16 protein-coding genes are annotated in these 21,267 nt (G+C 51.1%); 3 read left to right on the plus strand and 13 right to left on the minus strand.

The window, feature by feature from the left end:
• Window positions 1-202: 202 nt before the first annotated feature.
• Window positions 203-814: a sugar O-acetyltransferase gene (locus ACLU9Q_RS08545; RefSeq protein ID WP_302591922.1), complete on the plus strand. Its 612-nt coding sequence runs from the start codon at window positions 203-205 to the stop codon at window positions 812-814.
• A gap of 178 nt (window positions 815-992) precedes the next feature.
• Here the strand turns inward: ACLU9Q_RS08545 and ACLU9Q_RS08550 are convergent, their stop codons facing one another.
• The 5 genes from ACLU9Q_RS08550 to ACLU9Q_RS08570 all read right to left on the minus strand — a co-directional run bounded on the left by ACLU9Q_RS08550 (window position 993) and on the right by ACLU9Q_RS08570 (window position 10,810).
• Window positions 993-1,604 (minus strand): hypothetical protein, encoded by a 612-nt coding sequence (locus ACLU9Q_RS08550; RefSeq protein ID WP_302591921.1) that lies wholly within the window; start codon window positions 1,602-1,604, stop codon window positions 993-995.
• Window positions 1,605-1,608: 4 nt separating this feature from the next.
• On the minus strand, window positions 1,609-4,035 hold the full coding sequence (locus ACLU9Q_RS08555) for a beta-glucosidase family protein (protein ID WP_412625012.1): 2,427 nt from the start codon (window positions 4,033-4,035) through the stop codon (window positions 1,609-1,611).
• 75 nt (window positions 4,036-4,110) lie between these two features.
• Window positions 4,111-7,107 carry a glycoside hydrolase family 3 C-terminal domain-containing protein gene (locus ACLU9Q_RS08560; RefSeq protein ID WP_302591919.1) on the minus strand — a complete coding sequence of 999 codons (2,997 nt, stop codon included), beginning with the start codon at window positions 7,105-7,107 and terminating at the stop codon, window positions 4,111-4,113.
• 33 nt (window positions 7,108-7,140) lie between these two features.
• Window positions 7,141-9,900, minus strand: coding sequence for a glycoside hydrolase family 3 N-terminal domain-containing protein (locus ACLU9Q_RS08565; RefSeq protein WP_302591918.1), 2,760 nt, complete (start codon window positions 9,898-9,900; stop codon window positions 7,141-7,143).
• Between the two features lie 151 nt (window positions 9,901-10,051).
• Window positions 10,052-10,810, minus strand: coding sequence for a LytR/AlgR family response regulator transcription factor (locus ACLU9Q_RS08570; RefSeq protein WP_302591917.1), 759 nt, complete (start codon window positions 10,808-10,810; stop codon window positions 10,052-10,054).
• Window positions 10,811-11,020: 210 nt separating this feature from the next.
• Here ACLU9Q_RS08570 and ACLU9Q_RS08575 point away from each other — a divergent pair, with 210 nt between their 5' ends.
• Window positions 11,021-11,923 (plus strand): helix-turn-helix domain-containing protein, encoded by a 903-nt coding sequence (locus ACLU9Q_RS08575; RefSeq protein ID WP_302591916.1) that lies wholly within the window; start codon window positions 11,021-11,023, stop codon window positions 11,921-11,923.
• Between the two features lie 26 nt (window positions 11,924-11,949).
• On the opposite strand, the gene ACLU9Q_RS08580 is transcribed toward ACLU9Q_RS08575, so the two are convergent.
• The 4 genes from ACLU9Q_RS08580 to ACLU9Q_RS08595 all read right to left on the minus strand — a co-directional run bounded on the left by ACLU9Q_RS08580 (window position 11,950) and on the right by ACLU9Q_RS08595 (window position 15,602).
• Complete coding sequence (locus ACLU9Q_RS08580) at window positions 11,950-12,219, minus strand: hypothetical protein (RefSeq protein WP_302591915.1); 270 nt, start codon at window positions 12,217-12,219, stop codon at window positions 11,950-11,952.
• Entirely contained in the window at window positions 12,216-13,745 is a 1,530-nt protein-coding gene (locus tag ACLU9Q_RS08585; RefSeq protein ID WP_302591914.1) for a DNA methylase, read from the minus strand. Before ACLU9Q_RS08585 ends, ACLU9Q_RS08580 begins: the two co-directional genes overlap by 4 nt.
• A 64-nt stretch (window positions 13,746-13,809) precedes the next feature.
• Window positions 13,810-14,928, minus strand: a complete 1,119-nt coding sequence (locus ACLU9Q_RS08590; protein ID WP_296838671.1) for a DUF4317 domain-containing protein — start codon at window positions 14,926-14,928, stop codon at window positions 13,810-13,812.
• A gap of 143 nt (window positions 14,929-15,071) precedes the next feature.
• Window positions 15,072-15,602 carry an NUDIX hydrolase gene (locus ACLU9Q_RS08595; protein WP_412625013.1) on the minus strand — a complete coding sequence of 177 codons (531 nt, stop codon included), beginning with the start codon at window positions 15,600-15,602 and terminating at the stop codon, window positions 15,072-15,074.
• A 129-nt stretch (window positions 15,603-15,731) separates the two neighbouring features.
• Between ACLU9Q_RS08595 and cysK the strand changes: the two genes are divergently transcribed.
• Complete coding sequence (gene cysK, locus ACLU9Q_RS08600; RefSeq protein ID WP_296838677.1) at window positions 15,732-16,664, plus strand: cysteine synthase A; 933 nt, start codon at window positions 15,732-15,734, stop codon at window positions 16,662-16,664.
• A gap of 3 nt (window positions 16,665-16,667) precedes the next feature.
• On the opposite strand, the gene ACLU9Q_RS08605 is transcribed toward cysK, so the two are convergent.
• The 4 genes from ACLU9Q_RS08605 to recA form a co-directional block, all read right to left on the minus strand.
• On the minus strand, window positions 16,668-17,639 hold the full coding sequence (locus ACLU9Q_RS08605; protein ID WP_302591912.1) for a Gfo/Idh/MocA family protein: 972 nt from the start codon (window positions 17,637-17,639) through the stop codon (window positions 16,668-16,670).
• A gap of 178 nt (window positions 17,640-17,817) precedes the next feature.
• Window positions 17,818-19,368 carry a ribonuclease Y gene (gene rny, locus ACLU9Q_RS08610; RefSeq protein WP_296906826.1) on the minus strand — a complete coding sequence of 517 codons (1,551 nt, stop codon included), beginning with the start codon at window positions 19,366-19,368 and terminating at the stop codon, window positions 17,818-17,820.
• Window positions 19,369-19,508: 140 nt separating this feature from the next.
• Complete coding sequence (locus ACLU9Q_RS08615) at window positions 19,509-19,970, minus strand: regulatory protein RecX (RefSeq protein WP_302591911.1); 462 nt, start codon at window positions 19,968-19,970, stop codon at window positions 19,509-19,511.
• Window positions 19,971-19,976: 6 nt separating this feature from the next.
• Entirely contained in the window at window positions 19,977-21,140 is a 1,164-nt protein-coding gene (gene recA, locus ACLU9Q_RS08620; protein WP_296838706.1) for a recombinase RecA, read from the minus strand.
• Window positions 21,141-21,267: the final 127 nt, after the last annotated feature.

Genomic DNA, 21,267 nt, shown 5'->3' on the forward strand with positions numbered 1-21,267 from the left:
CTTTCTTTCTGCCGGCAAAGTCATCTGCCTTTTATATTACCCCATTTATCTCTGGTTGTAAACCGGAAAAATATCGTCATACAATAAAATTGTTATAAAAAACACAGAATTTTAAAAGAATTTAACATAAAAACATGATATGGTTATAAAGGGAACAGGCTGTAAAAACAATCAGGGAATTTAACGAATGGAGGAACGCAATATGAGCGAGATGAAAGAAAAATTACATACTGGGGAGCTTTATCTGCCGGGAGATGAGGAAATCATGCGGGAACAGGTAATTTATCAGGACAGGCTGTGCGAATATAATATGACCAGGCCTTCGGAATTTGAGAAAAGAGCAAAAATGCTGAAAGAAATGCTGGGCGACTGCGGTAAAGGCGTATATATCGAAGCGCCCTTCTATGCGAATTTCGGAGGACATCACTGTCATTTCGGAGACTATGTCTACGCAAATTATCATCTGACCTGCGTAGACGATACCCATATCTATATCGGCGATCATACCATGTTTGGACCCAATGTGACGATTGCTACTGCAGGGCACCCGATCCTGCCCGCTCTGCGCGAGCAATTATATCAGTATAACATGCCTGTCCATATTGGCAGAAATTGCTGGATCGGCGCGGGAGTGCTCATCATGCCTGGCGTCACCATCGGAGACAATACGGTAATCGGCGCGGGCAGCATTGTTACAAAAGATATTCCCGCAAATGTCGTTGCATTCGGAAGCCCCTGCCATGTAATACGGGAAATCAATGACCGTGATAAGGAATACTATTACAAAGACAGAAAAATCACCATCGAACAATAACAAATACTGTTATAGAAAAATATGCGATTTCCACAGGCGGTATCTTTCCGGCGGGTACGGATTCCGGATTCGGTCCTCTCAGCGACGCAGTGACCTTATGGTGCGTCACTGTCCCGCCGGGATGCCTGTGCTCATTTGTTCTGAAGCCTTCCGTGCCCGCCGTATATTTTGTCCTAAATCATCTATCTTTTCTGCTTTCTCCCTCCGGAAAGATAATTTTAAATACGAAAAAGAAAATAACCATGGATACGCCTCCGGTAATAAACGTCACCAGTATATTATAGATTGCCGGGGAGACATATTCCGCTGCAACCGGCATCCACAGATTATTAAATCCATTGCAGATCAGGGATATGATAACCCATGCGATAAAATACCACATCGCCTGATACGCCGGATTTCCCTTGCTCTTAAACGTAATGTTTCTCTGAAGCGGAAAGTTGATGCACTGTGCGAGAAAGGAACCCGTTTCATAGCTGATAAAATACCCCAGCCCGCCGCCGATCATCACCTCTCCCGCCGCGTCATACAGCACATTGTATCCCAGCAGGCTCCACGTAAATTCCACTCCGAACAGCTTCATCGGAATCTGCGGCCACATAAATTCCGTTCCGGCAAGCTCTTTTCCCAGCATCCCCGGCATAAAAGTAAATACAATGTACTGAAATATCGTCACCATCATACTGAATACAAAAAAGTAAAAAATCTGATATACCCATTTAGAAAGCTTCGGATGCTTTTCGCAGAAAGACCCCCATACCTTCAGCCATTTTTCTTTTATTCCCTCCATTGTTTTATCCCTCCAGCTTCTTTTCATATTCCTTATTTGCCTTTGCGTTTCGGAAAAAGCCTCCCACAACCTTTCCGATTCCCCGGAAGAAATGTCCGTTCACTGCCGTCACTATGCCGTCCACCATCTCGCGGCTCACGGCGCCTCCAGTCATTTTCCCGATGCCCCTGAAGGGCATATTGTAAATGAACAGGATATTCAGATTCGGCTTACCCTTCGCCTCGCTTTTTTCCTTCATAGACGTCAATATCCTGTATATCAGTCTTGCCGCCCCGCTTTTCGCATTGCCCATCTGACAGATTGCGTCGTTTTTATCCAGCAGCGCCGTTTGCTTTTCCTCCGGCACGGGACGGCCCAGAAGCGCCGCAAACTCTTCGTCCGGCGTCTGCCGTATCTGTCCCGAATAATACGAAGGCATAGTTTTTTCGTTGTATGTTTCCGGAAAATCCTCCGTGGTTCCCTTCACGCTCCATGTTGTTTCCAGACGGATGTCCGCCGAGGACGAGCCAACACGGATCTTATAAACGCCGCCCTCCGTCTCCCAGCAGTTCGTTTTTACGTTCCAGTAGCGGAAGGTTTTGTCGTCAAAGCCGATTCTGACCGTCCGGCTCTCTCCCGCCTTTAAGAATATCTTGCAGAATCCCTTCAGCTCCTTTTCGGGCCGGAAAATCCTGCTTTCCTGCAGGGAAACATACATCTGCGCCACCTCCGCGCCGTCCGACGCTCCGGTATTGGTCAACGTAAAACAAATGCCATGCTCATCCGCCTGCAGCCCGGAATACGAAAAAGAGGTATAGGATAACCCGTGCCCGAAGGGATAGCGCACCGGTACCTTTGCTGTATCGTAATAGCGGTATCCTACATAAATGCTCTCCCGGTACTGGGAATCTCTGTTTTTTGCCGGGAAATACCGGTATGCGGGTGTATCTGTCAGAGAAAGCGGGTACGTCTCGTTTAAATGCCCCGAAGGATTGCATTTTCCGGTCAGCAGATCCAGCATTGCCCCGGCTCCCGCCTGCCCGTACAGATACCCGTGCAGAATTGCGCGGCAGTATTTTTCCCACGGCATTTCGATCGCGCTCCCCGCGCTGAGCACGCCCACGATATTCGGATTTCTTTTTGCCAGCTCCTCCAGAAGATGAATTTGGTTTTGCTGTATCCTCATGTGCGTGCGGTCCAGCCCCTCAGATTCGCTCAGCTCGTCCAGGCCAAAGCAGAAAATCACCGCATCCGCCCCTTCCGCCATGCGCAGCGCCTCCTGCTTCAGCACGTCGTTCGCCTCTCCCGTGCGGCAATATCCCCGGGAAATCTTCACCTCGGAAAAGCCATACTGCCCGATCAGCTCCTGCATGGTTTCCAGCTTTGTGGGATTCACCATCGAGGAGCCCGCGCCCTGATATCTTGGCTCCGCCGCAAAATCTCCGATCAGCGCCACTTTATTCCCCGGCTTAAGCGGCAGCATATTTCCTTCGTTTTTCAAAAGCACCGCGCTCTGCGCCGCCGCCTTTTTCGCCAGCGCATGGTGCTCCTGCACGTCAAAACTCTCCTTTTTCTTCTTTGCGTTTTCTGAGAGGGTGAGCACGGCGTCCAGCAGATCGTCCACGCAGGTATCCAGCTCCGCCTTCGTCAGAGTGCCCTTTTCCAGCGCCTCCAGAATCTCCCGGGCGCTGTCCAGTCCCGGCGCGGGCATTTCCAGATCGGAGCGGCACGCCGCTCCCGCCGCATGGTCGTTGGAACCGCCCCAGTCCGTCACCACCATTCCGTCAAATTTCCACTCGCCTCTTAAAATATCCAGAAGAAGATGTCTGCTTTCATTCGCATAAACACCGTTTATCTCATTATAGCTGGTCATCAGCGCCTTTGCACCGCCCTCCTTTACAGCGATTTCAAAGCCGGTAAGATAAATCTCCCGCAGGGTTCTCTCATCCAGCACAGCGTTCATCGCCATACGGCGTTCCTCCTGACTGTTGACTGCAAAGTGCTTCGGGCAGGCGTACACGCCCTGTCTTTGTATGCCGCGCACATATGCCGCCGCCATCTTTCCCGCAAGATACGGATCTTCCGAGAAATATTCAAAATTTCTCCCGCAGAGGGGACTTCGCTTTATGTTCAGTCCCGGTCCCAGCAGAACGTCCACGTCCTGTACCAGAGCCTCCTCTCCCAGCTTTTCTCCGATTTCCTCGCCCAGCTTTTCATCCCAACTGTTCGCTATCGTCGCAGCCGTGGGAAAACAGGTCGCCGGAAGAGAGGCGTTCAGACCGAGATGATCCCCCGCTCCCGCCTGTTTGCGCAGCCCGTGCGGTCCGTCGGAACAGGAAATCGCGGGAATCCCAAGCCGCGGATATTCTCTCGTCTGCCAGACCGTCTTCCCGCTTAAAAAAGCCGCCTTTTCTTCTATCGTCATTTTCAAGATCAAATCCGGATGCTTCATAATTCCTCCTGAATCATTTATTCTGTAAAACACGGCGGGCTGCTGCATCTGTGCAGCAGCCCGTCTGAACTGTTTTTAATTTGCAACTTCAATCTTTACGCTGTTTTTTCTCTTTTTAAAACCGCGGAATATGAGAACCTCCAGCGCGGCTGCCAGCAATACCAGTACAACGTCCGCCGCAACCAGAAGCTTCTGCCAGTCAGGCATACCCGGATTCAGATTTTCGTCCGCATACGCGCGGCTGTTGACGATTGTGTACATGATATTTTTGCAGGCCTGGCGCGCCGCCTTAACAGAGGTTGCGCTTGTAGTATCAGTAAGATGGTTCGTTGCCGTGTCCATAGGCGATAAACAGATATCCGTGCCGCCACGGATTGCCTGATCGGCATCCATATATCCGTAAACGCCATAGTAATCTGTGAGCACCATTCCCCGGAAGCCCCATTCGTCCCGGAGAACCGTCGTCTGCAGACCGTAATCCGCGCCTGCCCATTGCGTACCGATGTAATTAAAGGAGGACATCACCGCCAGCGGATGGCCGCCTGCCGCGCCACCCGCGTCCCGCATTGTCTTTACGCAGATTTCAAACGGCTTAAGGTAAATTTCGCGAAGCGCCTGCTCATTGGACCATGTGCAGATCTCACTGTTGCGCCCGGATTCCTGATCGTTAAAGGCAAAGTGCTTGATATAAGCGTAAACACCCTGATCCGCGCTGCCCTGTACCGCGCCCGCTGCCATGTAGCCCGCCAAAACACCGTCCTCTGAAAAATATTCAAAGTTGCGTCCCGAGAAAGCGGAGCGGTGATTGTTCATCGCCGGGGCATACCAGCCGGATACGTCCATTTCATCCGCCATCTGCCCGATACTGCTTCCGAAATTGTAGGAGCAGTCCGTATTCCATGTGGAAGAAATCAAAACGCTTCCCGGAAAACCGATGGAGCTTTTTCCGGTAAAGTTGTTGTTGATCGATGCCGGACCATCGCAATCAGTAGTTCCCACCTTGCCCACAGAATCAATTGCTGTGGTAGAATAACCGCCGTAAGCGATCATCGCATCCATATCCTGTACGGAAAGCTGGTCGAGCAGCGCATCCCATTGCGGATCGTCGTAATCCACGCCCCGCAGGTCGGCAAGTGTCAGATTGTTCTTCGCACCTGTAACCGGCATCTCGTCTTCGTCGTTATTGTGCTCCAACGGATCGTAATTATCATTGTAAACGAAGGCAGCCTTATATTCATCGCTCATGCTCAGGCTTGCCGGAGCCGCCGTCGCCTCGTCATAATTCTGAAAACCGTCCGCCCGGGACAGGTAGATCACATTGTCTCCGGTCGCGTCCGCAAACTGATTCGTCGCGGCGGTTTCGTCGCTTTCCCTCGGATTGCTTCCGTCATAGCGCACTTCTTCCTTCTGCTTATAGATTTTTTCTGCAATGATTGTGTGGGAATCGCTGCGGATGGAAATCACGTAATTCCCGGCTTCCAGCACATAGCACCCCTCTCCGCTCTCGTCGTAGGACGCCATGTCCTCCGCCTTAATGGTAAGCGTGAGCGTCTGAGATTCGCCCGGCTCAAGCAGCTCCGTCTTATCAAAGGCAACCAGAGTTGCCGCCGCCTTTTCGATGCCGCCGTTCGTATAGGGCGGATTATAGTAAAGCTCTACCACGTCCTTGCCCGCCGCATCTCCGGTATTCGTCACCGTAACGTCTACGGAAATATCCGTCCCGTTCACCTGCAGGTCGCTCATTTCCTGTGTAAACTGTGTGTAGCTTAAACCGTAGCCGAAGGGATAGACCACCTGCGCGTCGTAATCGAACTCCATATTGCCCGCCTCCGCTTCCGCATAAGCGGTTTCATAAAATTTATAGCCTACATAAATGCCCTCCACATAGTTTACAAACTGAGGCAGCGTAGTCTGGTCTTCTCCCGTAAACCAGCTTGTGGAAACAAATGCATAGTCCTCCATATTGTCATAGGTAAACTGACCCCAGTTGTTGTAGCAGGGCGCGGCGGTAAGATCCGCAAGGAAGGTGTCCACAGTACGGCCAGACGGGTTCACCTCGCCGTCCAGGATTTTTCCAAGAGCCGTAAAGCCACTCTGTCCCGGGCAGGGCGCGTAGATCGCGCCTCTGATCTGCTCGTAATCCTTTAAGAAGCCAAGCTCCATCGCGTTATTTGCATTAATCACTACCACAACGTCTTCAAAGTTTTCACACACCAGATCCAGAAGCTCTTTTTCACGATTGTTAAGCTCCAGATAATGCTGTCCTTCCTCCCAGTCGCTGCCCTCGTTTAATGTATCGTCATAGACGCCGTTGAAGTAGGCATTCCCGGTGGTAGCATCCTGCATTCTCCACGAGCCGTCCACAACCGCCGTCATGTCTGTCGGCAGATCGGCATTTTCACCGCCCGGACGGGAAATCACCACCACCGCAGTATCGGAAAAGCTCTTTGCATTGTCAATCATTTCCTGCGAATATGCGGAAACGTTCGGTTCCGGCAGTGTCCAGTCCTGCGCGAACATTCCAATATCCGGACGCGCATCCTTATAATTGTTGTAAAAATCCACCAGCTCCTCATTTATCTCAAAACCTGCCTGCGTCAGCCCGCCCAGCAGATCGACAATCTCATACTGATCCGAGATTGCCCCCGAGCCAACGCCGCCAAAGACCGGGTGTGTGGAGGACCAGCCGAAAACATTCAGCCGGCTCCCGTTCTCCAGCGGCAGAAGCCCGTCGTTCTCCAGAAGAATCATCCCTTCCGCGCTGATATCATCCACATATTGATACGCCTGCTCAATATTTTTTTCCGAAATGCTCCCCTCTCCCGTTGCAAGCGTGAGCATAGTATTCATCGGACCCATGCAAACCATGTTGACTGTGAGCACGATTCCCAGAAGCGCCGCGATACCGACCTGGGTGCGCACCATAAACCTTGTGGATCTGCGCCATTTTTTCATTACCGCGGCAACGATCAATGCAACGACCGCCAGCGCGAGGACTACTCCCAGAAAGATGAGCTGTGACTTACAGCTTTCTATCGCCTTCTGGACATCTTCCATATTGATAGATAACATTCCCTCTCATTCCTTTCCATTTCCGTGTGAAGCTTATTCTTCCGTATACGCTTCTGCGTACGCCGGATAGTCAAAGTTCTCCACGCTGCTCAACGGTTCTGCCAGATATTTTTCCGTGCGCTCGTCTTCTATTACTCCCGCCCAGTTCATACCAAAAGCAAAGTCATACGTGTTGCCCGCTGCATCCGTATAGCACTCCATGTCGCGCGGAACGTCGTCCGTCTGCGCTTCTACAACCTCCATAGAAGCAGGCTGCTGGAATACCAGTAAACCGTTCGGCTCTGTCTGCCCCAGCAGAATCTCAGCGACCGCTTCCGTGTGCTGTTTATTATAGCTTACAAGGATAACGTCCGCCAGCGGCTCGACTTCATCCCATGTCATGCCGCGTTCCATCTTCATGGAAACAATGACCGGAATATCGCCTGCAACAGAGTCTGCATATTGCAAAGCCTCCAGATGTCCGTAGTTTGCGTCATCCGGCGCGGTATTTCCCTTGTAGGAACGGTTTTCCTTCGTGCCGTCTTCCAGAATCTTTCCGCCAATGGATACCTCACTCGCCGTATCCGCCGTATATTCTGCATACTGCAGGGATGCCGGATACCATTCGTCATTTTCCATTGACGCCGTCTGGCCGCTGAAAGCCCCGGTCATATTCGCATCATAGGACATGGTGAACGCTCCCGTCATGCCCACAAGAATGTAATCGCACTCTGCGATATCCTCTGCAGAGGCGCGCACAATGTCTTCTTTTGTATAGGTAGCGTTGCCGTCTGCATCCGCTTCCCCTGCGGGATCGCCGATGGTATCCGTAACGATGTTAAAGTATTCTCCCAGAATTTCCAGATCCATGCCCGGCGTCCAGGACGGATTTCCCTGTGAAATGCCCGTCATCCAGCTTACGCTGAAACCATTGTTATACACATACGGTACATATACGGTCGGTTTTTCGTCGGAAGCCTCTTTTTCGCTGATCGTACCGTCATTTTTAATCATAACCACAGATTTTTTCTGCGTTTCCAGACCATACGCAGTCGCTTCTTCGCTGGCAATAACGGAATCCGCATAAGCAGAATCGCTGTAAGGCTGCTCGAACATTTCCAGACGCATCATCGTAACAAAGAAATTGTTTGCCGCATGGCGCAGGATCTCGTCTGCCTCGTCCTGTCCGTTGCGCTCTACCAGTGCGTCGTATGCCGCCGCGACTACGTCCATAGAACCGTATCCGCCCAGAAGATTCGCGCCTTTTTCCCAGCTAAGTGCAATACGATCCGCTTCCTCCAGATCCTCCGCGCCCCATACGCCTGCGAACTGGAAAACGCCCCAGTCGGTAATCTGCAGGTTATCGTAGCCGTATGCATCCAGAAGTCCGTTGATATAGGAGTTGTAAGCTCCCGCCCATTCTCCGCCGTACGGATTTCCGTCCGCGTCAACGTTGATTGCATACTCCGTCATAACGCCGGAGGCTCCCGTTTTGCCAGGCAGATGGAACACGCCGTCAAAATATGTAATCAGATGCGCTTCCAAATTGTCGCCCGGGAACACCGCGTAACGTCCGCAATTATTGTGGTCGTCACGTCCTCCTTCGGTAGCGCCCGCACCCGCAAAATGCTTTGTAAAGCAGTAAACGGAATCCTTGCCCCAGCCAAGGTCTTCGCCGTTTTCGTCATAAGTGGACTGCATTCCGTTCACATATGCCGTAGCAATATCCAGCGTAAGCTGCGGATCCTCTCCGTATGTGCCGCCCGCACGGTTCATCGTCGGGGACGCAATATCCACCTGCGGTCCCAAAAGAGCGGTAACGCCCGCCGCGCGGTATTGCTTCGCCGTTTCCTGCCCGATCTGCGCTGCCAGCTCAGGATCCATTGTGGAAGCAAGGGAAACACCTTCTATCAGACCGGAAATATTTGCCGGGTCAATCGAAATCATTGCCGGGATACCATAGAAGCAGCTTTCCGCCGTTTCCTGAATGACATTTGCCCATTTTGCGTGGTTTCCGCCGCCCTGTGAAATATTCCGGCTTACGCCGCCGCGTCCGCCCGCCTGAAGGAAGGTGTAGGATTCATCGTCCTCCGCCAGAGATTCGGTAGTGAAATCACCCCAGCCGCCGTGAGACAGAACGGCCGCCAGCTCCGCGCCTTTCATCTGGGATGCCAGGTTCTCAGCGCGTTCCTCGTCGGAAAGCCGCCAGTCCTCGTATACGTCCAGCTCGCCGTCCTGATCCAGATCCTTAAAGGCGTATCCGTCGTCCTCAATCAATTTTACGCCGGAGGTCTGTGACATTCCCAACGTATCGCCGTCTTTATTTTCCACCAGAAGCCAGTTATCGTCCGTCACCTTTACTGTATACTTTTCTCCGTCCTCCGGAAGGTAAGCTTCTGCTGTGTCCGCCTTCGCCGCGTCCTCCGTCTCTTTTTCCGTTTCCGCCGCTTCGGTTTCCGTCTCTGTCGTTTCCGCTTCGGTCTCTGCTTCGGTTTCCGCCGCTGCGCCCGCTGTCTTGTATGGGTCGCTTGCCGCCGCGCCTGCCGTCTTGTATGGGTCGCTTGCCGCCGCGCCTGCCGTCTTGTACGGATCGCTTGCCGCCGCGCTGGCTGTCTTGTATGGGTCACTTGCCGCCGCGCTGGCTGTCTTGTACGGGTCGCTTGCCGATGCTTCTGTCGTTTCGACCGCTTCCGCCGTTGTTTCCGCTACGGCGCTCGTCTCCTTCTGTGAAGAACCGCCGGAACCCGAGCACGCAGTCATGCTCAGAGCCATGACGGAAGCCGTCAGTGCTGTGATTAGTTGTTTCCTTCTCATAACTTCCTCTCCTTTTCTCCTGCATTTTGACGAAATGCTAATTTTTTTGTGTAAATACACTATCACAAATGCATCCTCTCTGCCATTTTTGTCACAAAATGCAAAAAAACGGCATGAAATGCATTTTATGCAGTCACCGGGATTTTTCCCTTTACAATGCGCTTACATAATTTGTCAGCTCATGCATAAATTCTTTTTTCTTCGAACGGCTGACAGGTATTTTTTCCTCCCGGACAATGCAGTTTCCTCCCGAAATGCCGTCCACATAGCGCAAATTTACCATAAAGCCCTTCCCACAGCGGAAAAATCCGTATTTTCCCATTGTATTCTCCAGATCCTTTAAAGACGAGCGGGTAGAAATATTTCCTTCCGCCGTCTTAAACAATACGTTATGACTCTGGCTTTCTATGTAATAAATTTGGGAAATATTTATTTTCTGCACGCCCTCCCCGGTTGGTATCACCGCATACACCTGATCTTTTTTCTCAACCTTCTGAAGCGCTCTTTTTAGCTTCTGAGAAAAGTCAAAGTAATTAATCGGCTTTAAAATATAGTACATCGCTCCAACCTCATATCCTTTCGGAGCATACTCGATCAGATTCGTAACAAATATGATGACGACTTTTTCATCCAGCTCCCGGATTTTTCGCGCCGCCGTCATGCCATCCATGAAGCGCATACGAATGTCCATGAATATCACATCATATTTTCCGTCGTAGCCGTCCGTGATATCCTCTCCGTCGCCAAAAACCGTCATCACAAACTCCGCTCCGTATTCCTTCTCATATCGTTCCAGATATTCCCGAATCTGATTTACACAAAACTTTTCATCCTCTACAACCGCTATTCTGAACATAGCCTTTGCTGCTCCCTTCCCGATACCCTCTTCTCCGTTTGCAGTACCATTCACAGATCCGCCTGAAATATGCTCCGCAGAGGTTACTGTGAACGGTACCCCGCAGAGGGTTTGAGAACCTTCTTCCCGCATGTTTGCATTTGACGGAACCGCCGGCATGCATTATAATGATAGATACATAATTATTTATCATTATATCGTGCGTAATATGCCTGTTCATTCATATTACTGCGTGTATATATAACAATCCTGCGAGGTTTTTATATGGTGACGATAGTACAGGTAAAGGATGATTATTCAGAAAATGTACACTACACTATCCCGGATTATCCCATTTATATCCGCCGAGGACTTCTTTCCTATTTTCCGGGCTTTGCCGCGCCCATCCACTGGCACGAGGATATTGAATTTATTGCGGTGCTTTCCGGGGAAATGAAGTATCATGTAAATGAAGAGATCGTAACTATGACGTCCGGAGGCGGAATACTGGTAAATGCAAGGCAGATGCATTTCGGGTTTTCCGATTCCCGGACCGAATGTGATTTTATCTGTTTTCTTCTGCACCCGACGCTTCTTCACGCCACATCCTCGTATGACCGTGATTTCGTACTGCCCTTTATCAGCAGCGCCGGACCGCCCTATGTTCTTTTGGATAAAAATGTGCCGTGGCAGAAGGAAATTTACCACCAGCTTCTTTATATGTACCGGATACAAAAACCAAAGACCGCACCCCTCCGAGTGCAGTCCTCTTTTCTGACCATATGGTCGCTGTTATGGGAAAATATGGAAATAGAAGCAGAAATCAAAGACGATCCCGGAAACAGCAATCTTGCGATTGTCAAAAATATGGTCGGCTTTATCCAGGAAAATTACCGGCGCAAAATTTCTCTTGATGAAATTGCCGCCGCGGGGGCAGTTGGGCAGAGCAAATGCTGTAAATTGTTTTCCGCCTACCTAGGTCAGACGCCTAACGCCTATCTGAACCGGTATCGTCTGGACAAAAGCGCAGAACTTCTGCGGTATTCCGATATGTCCGTTCTTGAGATTGCCCTTTTCGTGGGATTCAATGGATCCAGCTACTATGCGGAAACCTTCCGCAAGTGGATCGGCGTCAGCCCGACAGAATACCGGAAGCAGAAAAAAATCCGTCCGGACAGCAAAGGATAAGCTGCTCCTCTGACGGCATGGCATGTTTAAATGGATTCGTGCGTACTGCCCTGCGCAGAAGAGCCCGCAGTATAGCGCTGCTCATGCTGCTTTCTCGTCTCATCTATCGCCTCACCATGTCCTGTCAGCGCGGCAAAGGGCGCAAACTGCGCCGCGCGGTCCCGCAGCGGCATACGCGGATGCGTGACAGGCTCCGGGTGCGGCAGATAAAGAATATCCTCATACCGCCACTTCTGCTCCTGCGCCGCCTGTTCCCGCTTTCTGTTCTTTGCCGTTTCTCTGCATTCCCCTTTCATGCCCGGTGTCCTCCAATCTGACCGTTCCGCTCTCTGGCAGTCGCCCCTTCTTTCAGATTTATTCCTTTTAAAATAGCGTTTTTTCCGTATTTGCCGCGAATATCAAGCATTGCCTGCTGCATTCTCCGTTCCTTTTCCCTGGCGGCTCTCTCCTCCTGCTGCTGTTTTTCCAGAGCGGCATAATCCGTAAACAAATCAAGCTGCTCATACTGTATCTCCCGCTTTGCCAGTCCTTCCTCCGTCACATGATTTGCTGTAAGCGTAATTCTGCGGATCAGCAGTTTTTCATCGGTAATCCTGCCGTACAGCTCCATCACCGCCTCCGTGATACGCTTTGCAGAAGAAGTCGGCTCCGGCAGGTTTGCGGTGCCGTGCGCATGCTTTGGAACCCTGCGTCCATAGCGGTCCTCCGTAATCTCTCCGCGGTATTTTTTCGCCCGTTCCGGGTCGGAAAGATTTTCAATATCATACCCGACCGTCAGTACCATCTGGTCAGTGACAAGCCGTTTATCCACCAGATCCAGAGCAAGCTGGTCTGCCATCTCCTGCACGATAAGCGCCGCCTTTTCATTGCTGTACGGACAGTGCAGCACCTGGCCGGCTCCGAGACTGTTTGACTCCGGTTTGTACGCTTTGATATCCGCGATGGTACATGGCTCCCAGCCCCAGGCGTGATCGATCAGAAGCTCGGCATTTATGCCGAACAGCCTGTACAGCAGCGCTTCGTTGTGGTACTCCTCCGGCTTTCCGATGGAGCAGCGCGCCACATCTCCCATGGTGAACATGCCGTTCGCCTCAAGCTTTCTGGCATAGCCCCCGCCGACGCGCCAGAAATCGGTAAGCGGCCGATGGTCCCACAAAAGCTGCCTGTAAGAAAGTTCATCAAGCTCTGCGATGCGGGCGCCGTTTTTATCCGGCGGCATACGCTTTGCCACAATATCCATCGCCACCTTACAGAGATACAGATTTGTCCCGATACCTGCCGTCGCCGTAATTCCGGTCGTCTCATAAACGTCTGCCAGAATTTTCTCAGCAAGCTCCCGCGCGGTAAGCCTGTAGGTGCCAAGATAATCCGTAACATCCAGAAAGATCTCATCGATCGAATAAACATGATGATCCTCCGGCGCAACATATTTCAAATATATATTGTAGATCCGCGTGCTGTACCGAATATAGTGTGCCATCCGCGGCGGTGCAATAATGTAATCCAGCGCAAGCTCCGAATGCTGCTTCAATTCCGTATCATCCCAGGAAGCGCCCGTCAGCTTATGCCCCGGCGCATTTCTTTTCCGCCCGGCATTTACCTCCTTTACCCGCTGCACCACCTCAAACAGACGGGGTCTTCCGGGAATCCCGTATGCCTTCAGGGACGGCGAAACGGCAAGGCAGATGGTTTTCTCCGTCCGCGCTGCATCGGCAACGACCAGATTCGTCGTCATCGGGTCAAGGTTCCGCTCCCGGCATTCTACCGAGGCGTAAAAAGATTTTAAATCAATTGCGATGTATGTGCGGCTCTTTTCCTGCATACGCCTCTGCCTCCCTCCTGCTTCCATTATACGAACATTTGTTCTGAATTTCAAGAGGGAATTTTTATTTCACCGGAATCCCGTTTACCTCAACTTCGTCTGTCAATTCTATCACCAGGCATTTTCTGCCGTCGATCACAGTCGTTTCCACCAGGTCGCTCCTTGCCGGATTGACCTGCACGATCACATCCTTTGTTTTGATTTCAAATTTTCTGGTATTTGCCACGTTTGACGCCACAAATGACGTCTGCTCGCCTGCCGCCTCCTCAAATCGATCGTCAAACTGCGACATTTTCTCCTCCGCCACGCCGCTCTGCTCAAACAGCCGCTTTACCTCCTGCCTGCCCAGCACGAGCGGCGCCGGTTCCTCTTTCTGCTCTTCGATCATTTCATTCAGATTTTCGTGGATTGTACGCACCGTCTCATAATCACAGGCATCTCCCAGTGTTTCCTCCACAAGTACCTGAAAGGTTTCTTTCTGGCTCCCCGCCGTCAACGGAAGCACGCAGCCAAGCACACTATCCACAAAATCGCTGCACGGCATCTCCGGCTTCTGGTTGTAGTAAAGGATGCTGTGAATATCTGCACTGCGGTCATGAAATGCCGGGAAGAGAAAACCGATCAGCGGCATCTCCACCAGCCAGTCCTGCGTGCGGCTGGAAAAGCAGTTTTCCTTCTCATTATACGACAGACAGGGCTTTGCCAGATTTACCGGACAGATACAGCACATAATATGCTCGTAAACCTCATCCGACGCGTCAAACATCTCCTGGTTGTCGGATGCTTTTCCCGGAATATCATACACCGCATACATCAGCAGGATCAGATAATTTCCGGCATAATAATAGGAATCAATGATTCTGTCATAAAATTCTTCCAGGATGCCGTCGTCCTGCAGCCCCGAATATTTCAGCTTCATGAGCAGCGCCTGCGTACCGTCCTCTTTTTCTGTCTCCAGCGGGAATTCCATGTTCAGCAGATTTTTGCCGATCGTCCCGGAAATTGCCTTGCGGAAGATATTCAGATATTTAAAAAATTCCTCCTCCGGTAATGATAAAAATGCTTCCCGAAACTGCGTTTTTTTGTTCTTCTCCCCATCCACGTAGCAGCCGCAGATACGGCTGATCGGACAGCGCTCCTGTGTGTATTGTTTTTTTATCTCTGCAATTTCTTTCTTATTCATTTTCCACCTCTTTTTTCCTGTAACCGCATTTTCCGCATCAGACGGCGGGCCGGTTCGCTCCTGTGACCGCTTTTCCCACATCAGTCGCCGTCAGTTCGCTCCTGTAACCGTTTTCCCGCATCAGCCAGCCGCCAAATTCCGCATCAGATGACGGTCGTTTTGCTTCCGGACACCGGCAATTCCTCCCCGTCCAGGCAGGCACGTTTCAGGCGGTCGCCCTCATATTCCAGTTTCAGCGAAAAAAACGGCTTTTCCTCTTCCAGCAAGCGGAAGAAAACGTAATCGCCCTCCCAGAGGTTCAGCCCGGACAGCTCTGATTTTTTCACCCACTCCAGTTTTCCCTCGTCGCAGTCTGTCATCTCTCCTTCATAGCCGTCCGCCGTATACAAAAACATATATTCCGTTTCCCAGCCGGCGCAGACAAACGTCACGATCCCGCGCAGGCGGTAGCTGGTAAGTACAAGCCCTGTCTCTTCCCGCGCCTCACGCAGCAGGCACTCCTCCGGGCTTTCATCCTTTTCAAAATGCCCGCCGATGCCGATCCACTTATCCCTGTTCACATCGTGTTTTTTCGACACCCGGTGCAGCATCAGATAGGCGTCTTCCTTTTCTATATAACAAAGCGTCGTCAGTCCCATAACTATTCTCCTTCCCGCCTTTTCTTTCCTGCTCATTATAATGTTTTTTCCTCTGGCGTGCAAGAAAAAGAAACTTGACAGCATAATCCCGTGTGGCATATAGTAATAAGAGATATTTCATGGAACGAGAAAGGATGCCGCATCTTCTGCGGCATGGTAAATACGATGATTTATTCAAACATTCTGGAAGCAATCGGGCACACTCCCATCGTCCGCCTCGGGAGGATGAACAGCCCGGAAAATGCGGAAATTCTTGTAAAATTTGAGGGACTGAACGTGGGCGGCTCCATCAAAACGCGCACTGCCTACAATATGATCTGCGACGCCGAGGAACGCGGTCTGATCCATAAGGACACGATCATTGTCGAGCCGACAAGCGGCAACCAGGGAATCGGACTCGCGCTGGTGGGCGCGGTGAAGGGCTACCGCACCATCATCATTATGCCGGATTCCGTCAGCGAGGAGCGCAGAAAGCTGGTACGCCACTACGGCGCAGAGGTAATTCTGATCCACGACGCCGGAAATATCGGCGCCTGCATCGAAGAATGCCTGCAAACGGCACTTCGCATGCAAAAAGAAAATCCCAATGTTTATGTTCCGCAGCAATTTGAAAACCCGGCAAACCCGATGGTTCACCGCCACCACACAGCGCTTGAGATCCTTGAACAGGTTGCAGGACCGATCCACGGCTTCTGCTCCGGCATCGGCACCGGCGGCACCATCACCGGCATCGGCGAGGTGCTGAAAGCGCAGAACCCCGATATGGTCATCTGGGCTGTCGAACCGGAAAACGCAGCAATCCTGGCCGGCGGCACCATCGGCACTCATCTGCAGATGGGAATCGGCGACGGCGTCATTCCGGATATCTTAAACCGGGAAATCTACGATGACATCTACATTGTCACCGACGAGGAAGCCATTCAGACTTCAAAGGATCTTGCCCGTCTGGAGGGTATTATGTGCGGCATCTCCAGCGGGACGAATGTAGCGGCTGCGCTGAAGCTCGCCAGAAAACTCGGCAAAGGAAAGACGGTTGTCACCGTACTTCCGGACACCGCAGAGCGCTACTTCTCCACCCCTCTGTTTGCAAACGAATGATACCTACCTTTCGTTCGGGTAGACTACCCCGATCTGTGCGCGGATATTGTCCATCAGTTCCATAATATATATGGTTTCTGCATGCGGCATTTCCGGGCACTCTTTTTCGTTCTTTTTAAGCGCACGCATACACGCCTCCACCTCATACTCGTAGCCGGTGATCTGCTTCGGCGTCTCATATTCCGCAATCAGATGATGCTCTGTATCGTAAACGCGGATGCCCTCACAGTTGTTGATATTCTGAACCAGGATATAGCCCTTATCCCCGTAAATCGCACCCTCGCGATTGCATGCCGCCCGCATATCGCTGTGGAGCGTCGCTGTTTTTCCATCCTTGTAGATCAGTGTGATATTATCCACGGCATCCACGCCCCGCTCCGTCAGAACCGCCGACGCCTTTACCTCCTTAATCTCATCGCCAAAAACCATCGACGCAAAATTCAGCGGATAAACGCCAAGATCAAGCAATGCTCCGCCGGCAAGCGCCGGATCTGTCATACGCTGTACATGCTGCAGGGGATAGGAAAGCGTTGCATAAAGCGAATGCGGCGTACCAATGATCCCGCTCGCCAGTACCTCATCCAGGGTTTTTCTCATCGGCATATAGCGCGTCCAGATCGCCTCTGTCGCAAGCACGCCCCTCTCTTCTGCCATCGCCAGCACTTCCTTCGCCTGCGCCGCGTTTTGTGTAAAAGATTTTTCCGTCAACACATTTTTTCCGTGTGCAATGCACAGCTTCATGTGCTCATAGTGGTGCGAATGCGGCGTTGCAATGTAAATCAGATCAACCTCCGGATCGCATACCAGCTCCTCATAAGAGCCGTAAGCGTGCATAAAACCATGCTCTTCGGCAAACGCCTTCGCCCGCTCCGGATTTCTTGACGCCACTGCCCAGGAAATTACCTGCGGCATCTCATGGATCGTTTCCGCCATCTTGCCGGCAATGTTCCCGGCTCCTAAAATTCCCATTTTCATTTCCCTTTTCCTCCTTATGCGATAAATTTTGCCCCATATCCTTCCACTCACACAGAGCCTTACGGACAGGAATTTTTACTGCGCTCTTTAAATGAGCTTTCCCCAACCTGATGCCTGCAAAAAAACCCCAGGCATCCGCAATCACTGATTTTGGAATACTTGGGGTTTCATTTTTTGCTTACTTTGCGTAGTCTACCGCGCGTGATTCACGGATTACGCTGACTTTAATCTGTCCCGGGTATTCCAGTTCAGCTTCAATCTGTTTTGAAATATCCCTCGCCAGCAATACCATGTCCGCATCGCTGACTTTCTCAGGAACAACCATAATTCGAATCTCTCTACCTGCCTGAATAGCAAACGATTTGTCAACGCCCTTAAAGGCATTTGCAATATCCTCTAACTGTTTTAATCTGTTGGTATATGTTTCCAGTGTTTCTCTTCTTGCACCCGGGCGCGCAGCTGAAATTGTATCTGCCGCCTGTACAATACATGCAATTAAGGTTTCTGGTTCTACATCGCCATGGTGGGCTTCCACTGCGTTGATGACAGTCTGTGACTCCTTGTACTTTTTACAGAGGTCTGCACCAATCTGTATATGAGAGCCATCCACTTCATGGTCGATGGATTTGCCAATGTCATGCAATAAACCGGCACGCTTCGCCATGCGAACGTCCAAGCCGATTTCCCCTGCCAATAAACCTGCCAGATGCGCCACCTCGACAGAATGCTTCAGTGCATTCTGACCATAGCTGGTGCGGAATTTCATTCTGCCCAGCAAGCGTATCAGCTCCGGGTGGATTCCATGTACTCCTACCTCTAAAGCTGCTGCTTCGCCTTCCTCGCGAATCATTGTTTCTACTTCTTTTTGTGCTTTTTCAACCATTTCTTCGATTCTGGCCGGATGAATGCGTCCGTCCACAATCAGCTTTTCAAGTGCAATTCTGGCAACTTCTCTCCTGATCGGATCAAAGCTGGACAGAATTACCGCTTCCGGCGTATCGTCGATGATCAGATCAACGCCTGTCATTGTTTCGAGTGTACGGATATTTCGTCCTTCACGTCCGATAATACGTCCTTTCATCTCGTCACTCGGGAGCTGCACCACGGAAATTGTAGTTTCTGCCACATGATCGGCCGCACAACGCTGAATGGCAGTCGCTACATATTCCTTTGCTTTCTTACCTGCTTCTTCTTTTGCTCTACTCTCCAGCTCTTTATAGAGTCTGGCGGTATCGCTCTTCACTTCGTCTTCAACAGTTTTTAACAGATAGTCTTTTGCCTGCTCGGAGGTTAAACCTGAGATTCGCTCCAGTTCCTGCATTTTTCTGTCGTGAATCTGCTCAATCTCGACACTCTTTCGCTTTAACTCTTCTTCTCTGGCTGTCAAATTCGTCTCGCGTTTTTCCAGTGCATCAGACTTCTTATCAATGGCTTCTTCCTTTGATAATACGCGCCGTTCATACTTCTGCAGCTCTGCTCTGCGCTCTTTGGTTTCCCGATCCAGCTCGTTCTTGCGGTTCATGGATTCTTCCTTCGCTTCAAGCAGTGCTTCGCGCTTTTTCGTCTCTGCGACTTTCAATGCATCATCTATTATGTCCCTGGCTTTTTCCTCCGCACTGCCGATCGTTTTTTCCACTACATTTTTCCGATAGGCAAGCGCAGCAAACCAGCTAATAGCTGCTGCAAGCAAGGCGACTGCGACACAGATAACAATCGTTACTGCACTCACAGGAGCACCTCCTTATTAAGTTTTCATTGTACAATTACAACAATTCAATTCTATACTTTTTTTTATCTTCTGTCAAGTAATTGTAAACCGAAAAACAATATATTAGAATCGGCAGGCAAAATAGCAAAGCCGACAAAAAATTATTCGTCATACGCTTTCATGCACCGCCCAATAGCGGCTCCCGAAAATCCCTTTCTTGCGAGGAATGCATACATGCGCCTCTTTTCGGCCTCGTCTGCACTCTCCGGCTGATAATGGCGTTTTTCCATCCAGCCGCGGATCAGCTCCTCCTCCGGGACGCTCTCCGACTCCTCGAAGGCTGCTTCCACCAGACTGCGCTCCACTCCGCGCAGATACAGCTCCTGCTCGATCTGACGGCGGCTTTTCTTTACCTTCATGCATTCCACATACTGCCTTGCGTAGCGGGCGTCGTCCACATAGCGGTAGCCCTTCACATATGCGATTGCCTCGTCGATAATCTCCGGCGGGTACTGCGTCTTTCCGAGACGCAGCTTATCCCGCAGTTGTTTTTCCGTGTAATCCCTGCGCTCCAGAAGATGCATACAGCGCAGCTTCGCTCTCTTTGACAGATCATATCCCATCGCAGCTTACTCTCCGGCTGCGTTCATGCTCTGCTTCGCTGCAGTCTCCGCCGGGTTTTTCACAGCGGCATCGGCAGGAGCTTTCTCATTAGCATCCGCATTCTTTTTTCCGGCAGCGTCTCCCGCTTTCTTCCCGGCGGTATCCGCAGATTTTTCATCGGTCGGCTTGCGGTCTACAGGCAGACCATAGTGCTCGCGCACCTTTGCCTCCACCTCGTCCATAACTGCCGGATTTTCCCGCAGGTAATTCTTGGCGTTTTCTCTGCCCTGCCCGATCTTTGCGTCGTTGTAGGCATACCATGCGCCGCTCTTGTTGATGATGCCAAGATTCGCCGCCAGATCGATGATATCCCCTTCTCTTGAGATACCCTGCCCGAACATGATGTCAAACTCTGCCTCTTTAAAAGGCGGAGCAATCTTGTTTTTTACAACCTTGATCCTGGTATGGTTTCCGATCACCTCGCCCGCCTGCTTCAGCGCTTCGCCCTTGCGGACGTCCAGACGGATGGAGGAATAGAATTTCAGCGCACGGCCGCCGGTGGTAGTCTCCGGGTTGCCGAACATCACGCCGATCTTTTCACGGAGCTGGTTGATAAAGATGACGATACAGTTGGATTTGCTGATGACTGCCGTAAGCTTTCTGAGCGCCTGCGACATCAGTCTTGCCTGCAGACCGACATGGGAATCACCCATGTCGCCGTCGATCTCCGCTTTTGGAACAAGCGCTGCCACTGAGTCTACAATAATAATATCAACCGCGCCGGAACGCACCAGCGTCTCGGTGATCTCCATCGCCTGCTCTCCGTTGTCCGGCTGGGATATGTAAAGATTGTCGATATCCACGCCAATTTTGGAGGCATATACCGGATCGAGCGCATGCTCCGCATCGATAAATCCGGCAACGCCGCCTCTCTTCTGTACCTCCGCCACCATGTGCAGGGCAACGGTCGTCTTACCGCTGGACTCCGGTCCGTAGATCTCCACGATACGCCCCTTCGGAATGCCGCCAAGTCCCAGAGCAATGTCCAGGCTTAAGGAACCCGTGGGAATAGTTTCCACGTTCAGATTTTTTCCGGAATCTCCTAATTTCATAACAGAGCCCTTGCCGAACTGCTTCTCAATCTGGGAAAGGGCTGCGTCTAACGCTTTCATTTTTTCATCTTTTACCATTGTGTTCTCTCCTTATGCGAACTTATGTTCGCTTTTCTTTTTTCATACTATCGTATTTTTACCGAAATGTCAACTGTTATTTTCCCCTGTGCAGAGCTTTTTTCCGCCCGCCTTTAATATATCACAA

Origin of the sequence: Marvinbryantia sp. (assembly GCF_047017445.1) — a bacterium.
In the GTDB taxonomy this organism is placed as follows: domain Bacteria; phylum Bacillota; class Clostridia; order Lachnospirales; family Lachnospiraceae; genus Marvinbryantia.

Coding starts and splice junctions, on each gene's coding strand:
- ACLU9Q_RS08545 (WP_302591922.1), top strand. CDS start 203: ATGAGCGAGATGAAAGAAAAATTACATACTGGGGAGCTTTATCTGCCG.
- ACLU9Q_RS08550 (WP_302591921.1), bottom strand. CDS start 1,604: ATGGAGGGAATAAAAGAAAAATGGCTGAAGGTATGGGGGTCTTTCTGC.
- ACLU9Q_RS08555 (WP_412625012.1), bottom strand. CDS start 4,035: ATGAAGCATCCGGATTTGATCTTGAAAATGACGATAGAAGAAAAGGCG.
- ACLU9Q_RS08560 (WP_302591919.1), bottom strand. CDS start 7,107: ATGTTATCTATCAATATGGAAGATGTCCAGAAGGCGATAGAAAGCTGT.
- ACLU9Q_RS08565 (WP_302591918.1), bottom strand. CDS start 9,900: ATGAGAAGGAAACAACTAATCACAGCACTGACGGCTTCCGTCATGGCT.
- ACLU9Q_RS08575 (WP_302591916.1), top strand. CDS start 11,021: ATGGTGACGATAGTACAGGTAAAGGATGATTATTCAGAAAATGTACAC.
- ACLU9Q_RS08580 (WP_302591915.1), bottom strand. CDS start 12,219: ATGAAAGGGGAATGCAGAGAAACGGCAAAGAACAGAAAGCGGGAACAG.
- ACLU9Q_RS08585 (WP_302591914.1), bottom strand. CDS start 13,745: ATGCAGGAAAAGAGCCGCACATACATCGCAATTGATTTAAAATCTTTT.
- ACLU9Q_RS08590 (WP_296838671.1), bottom strand. CDS start 14,928: ATGAATAAGAAAGAAATTGCAGAGATAAAAAAACAATACACACAGGAG.
- ACLU9Q_RS08595 (WP_412625013.1), bottom strand. CDS start 15,602: ATGAGCAGGAAAGAAAAGGCGGGAAGGAGAATAGTTATGGGACTGACG.
- cysK (WP_296838677.1), top strand. CDS start 15,732: ATGATTTATTCAAACATTCTGGAAGCAATCGGGCACACTCCCATCGTC.
- ACLU9Q_RS08605 (WP_302591912.1), bottom strand. CDS start 17,639: ATGAAAATGGGAATTTTAGGAGCCGGGAACATTGCCGGCAAGATGGCG.
- ACLU9Q_RS08615 (WP_302591911.1), bottom strand. CDS start 19,970: ATGGGATATGATCTGTCAAAGAGAGCGAAGCTGCGCTGTATGCATCTT.
- recA (WP_296838706.1), bottom strand. CDS start 21,140: ATGGTAAAAGATGAAAAAATGAAAGCGTTAGACGCAGCCCTTTCCCAG.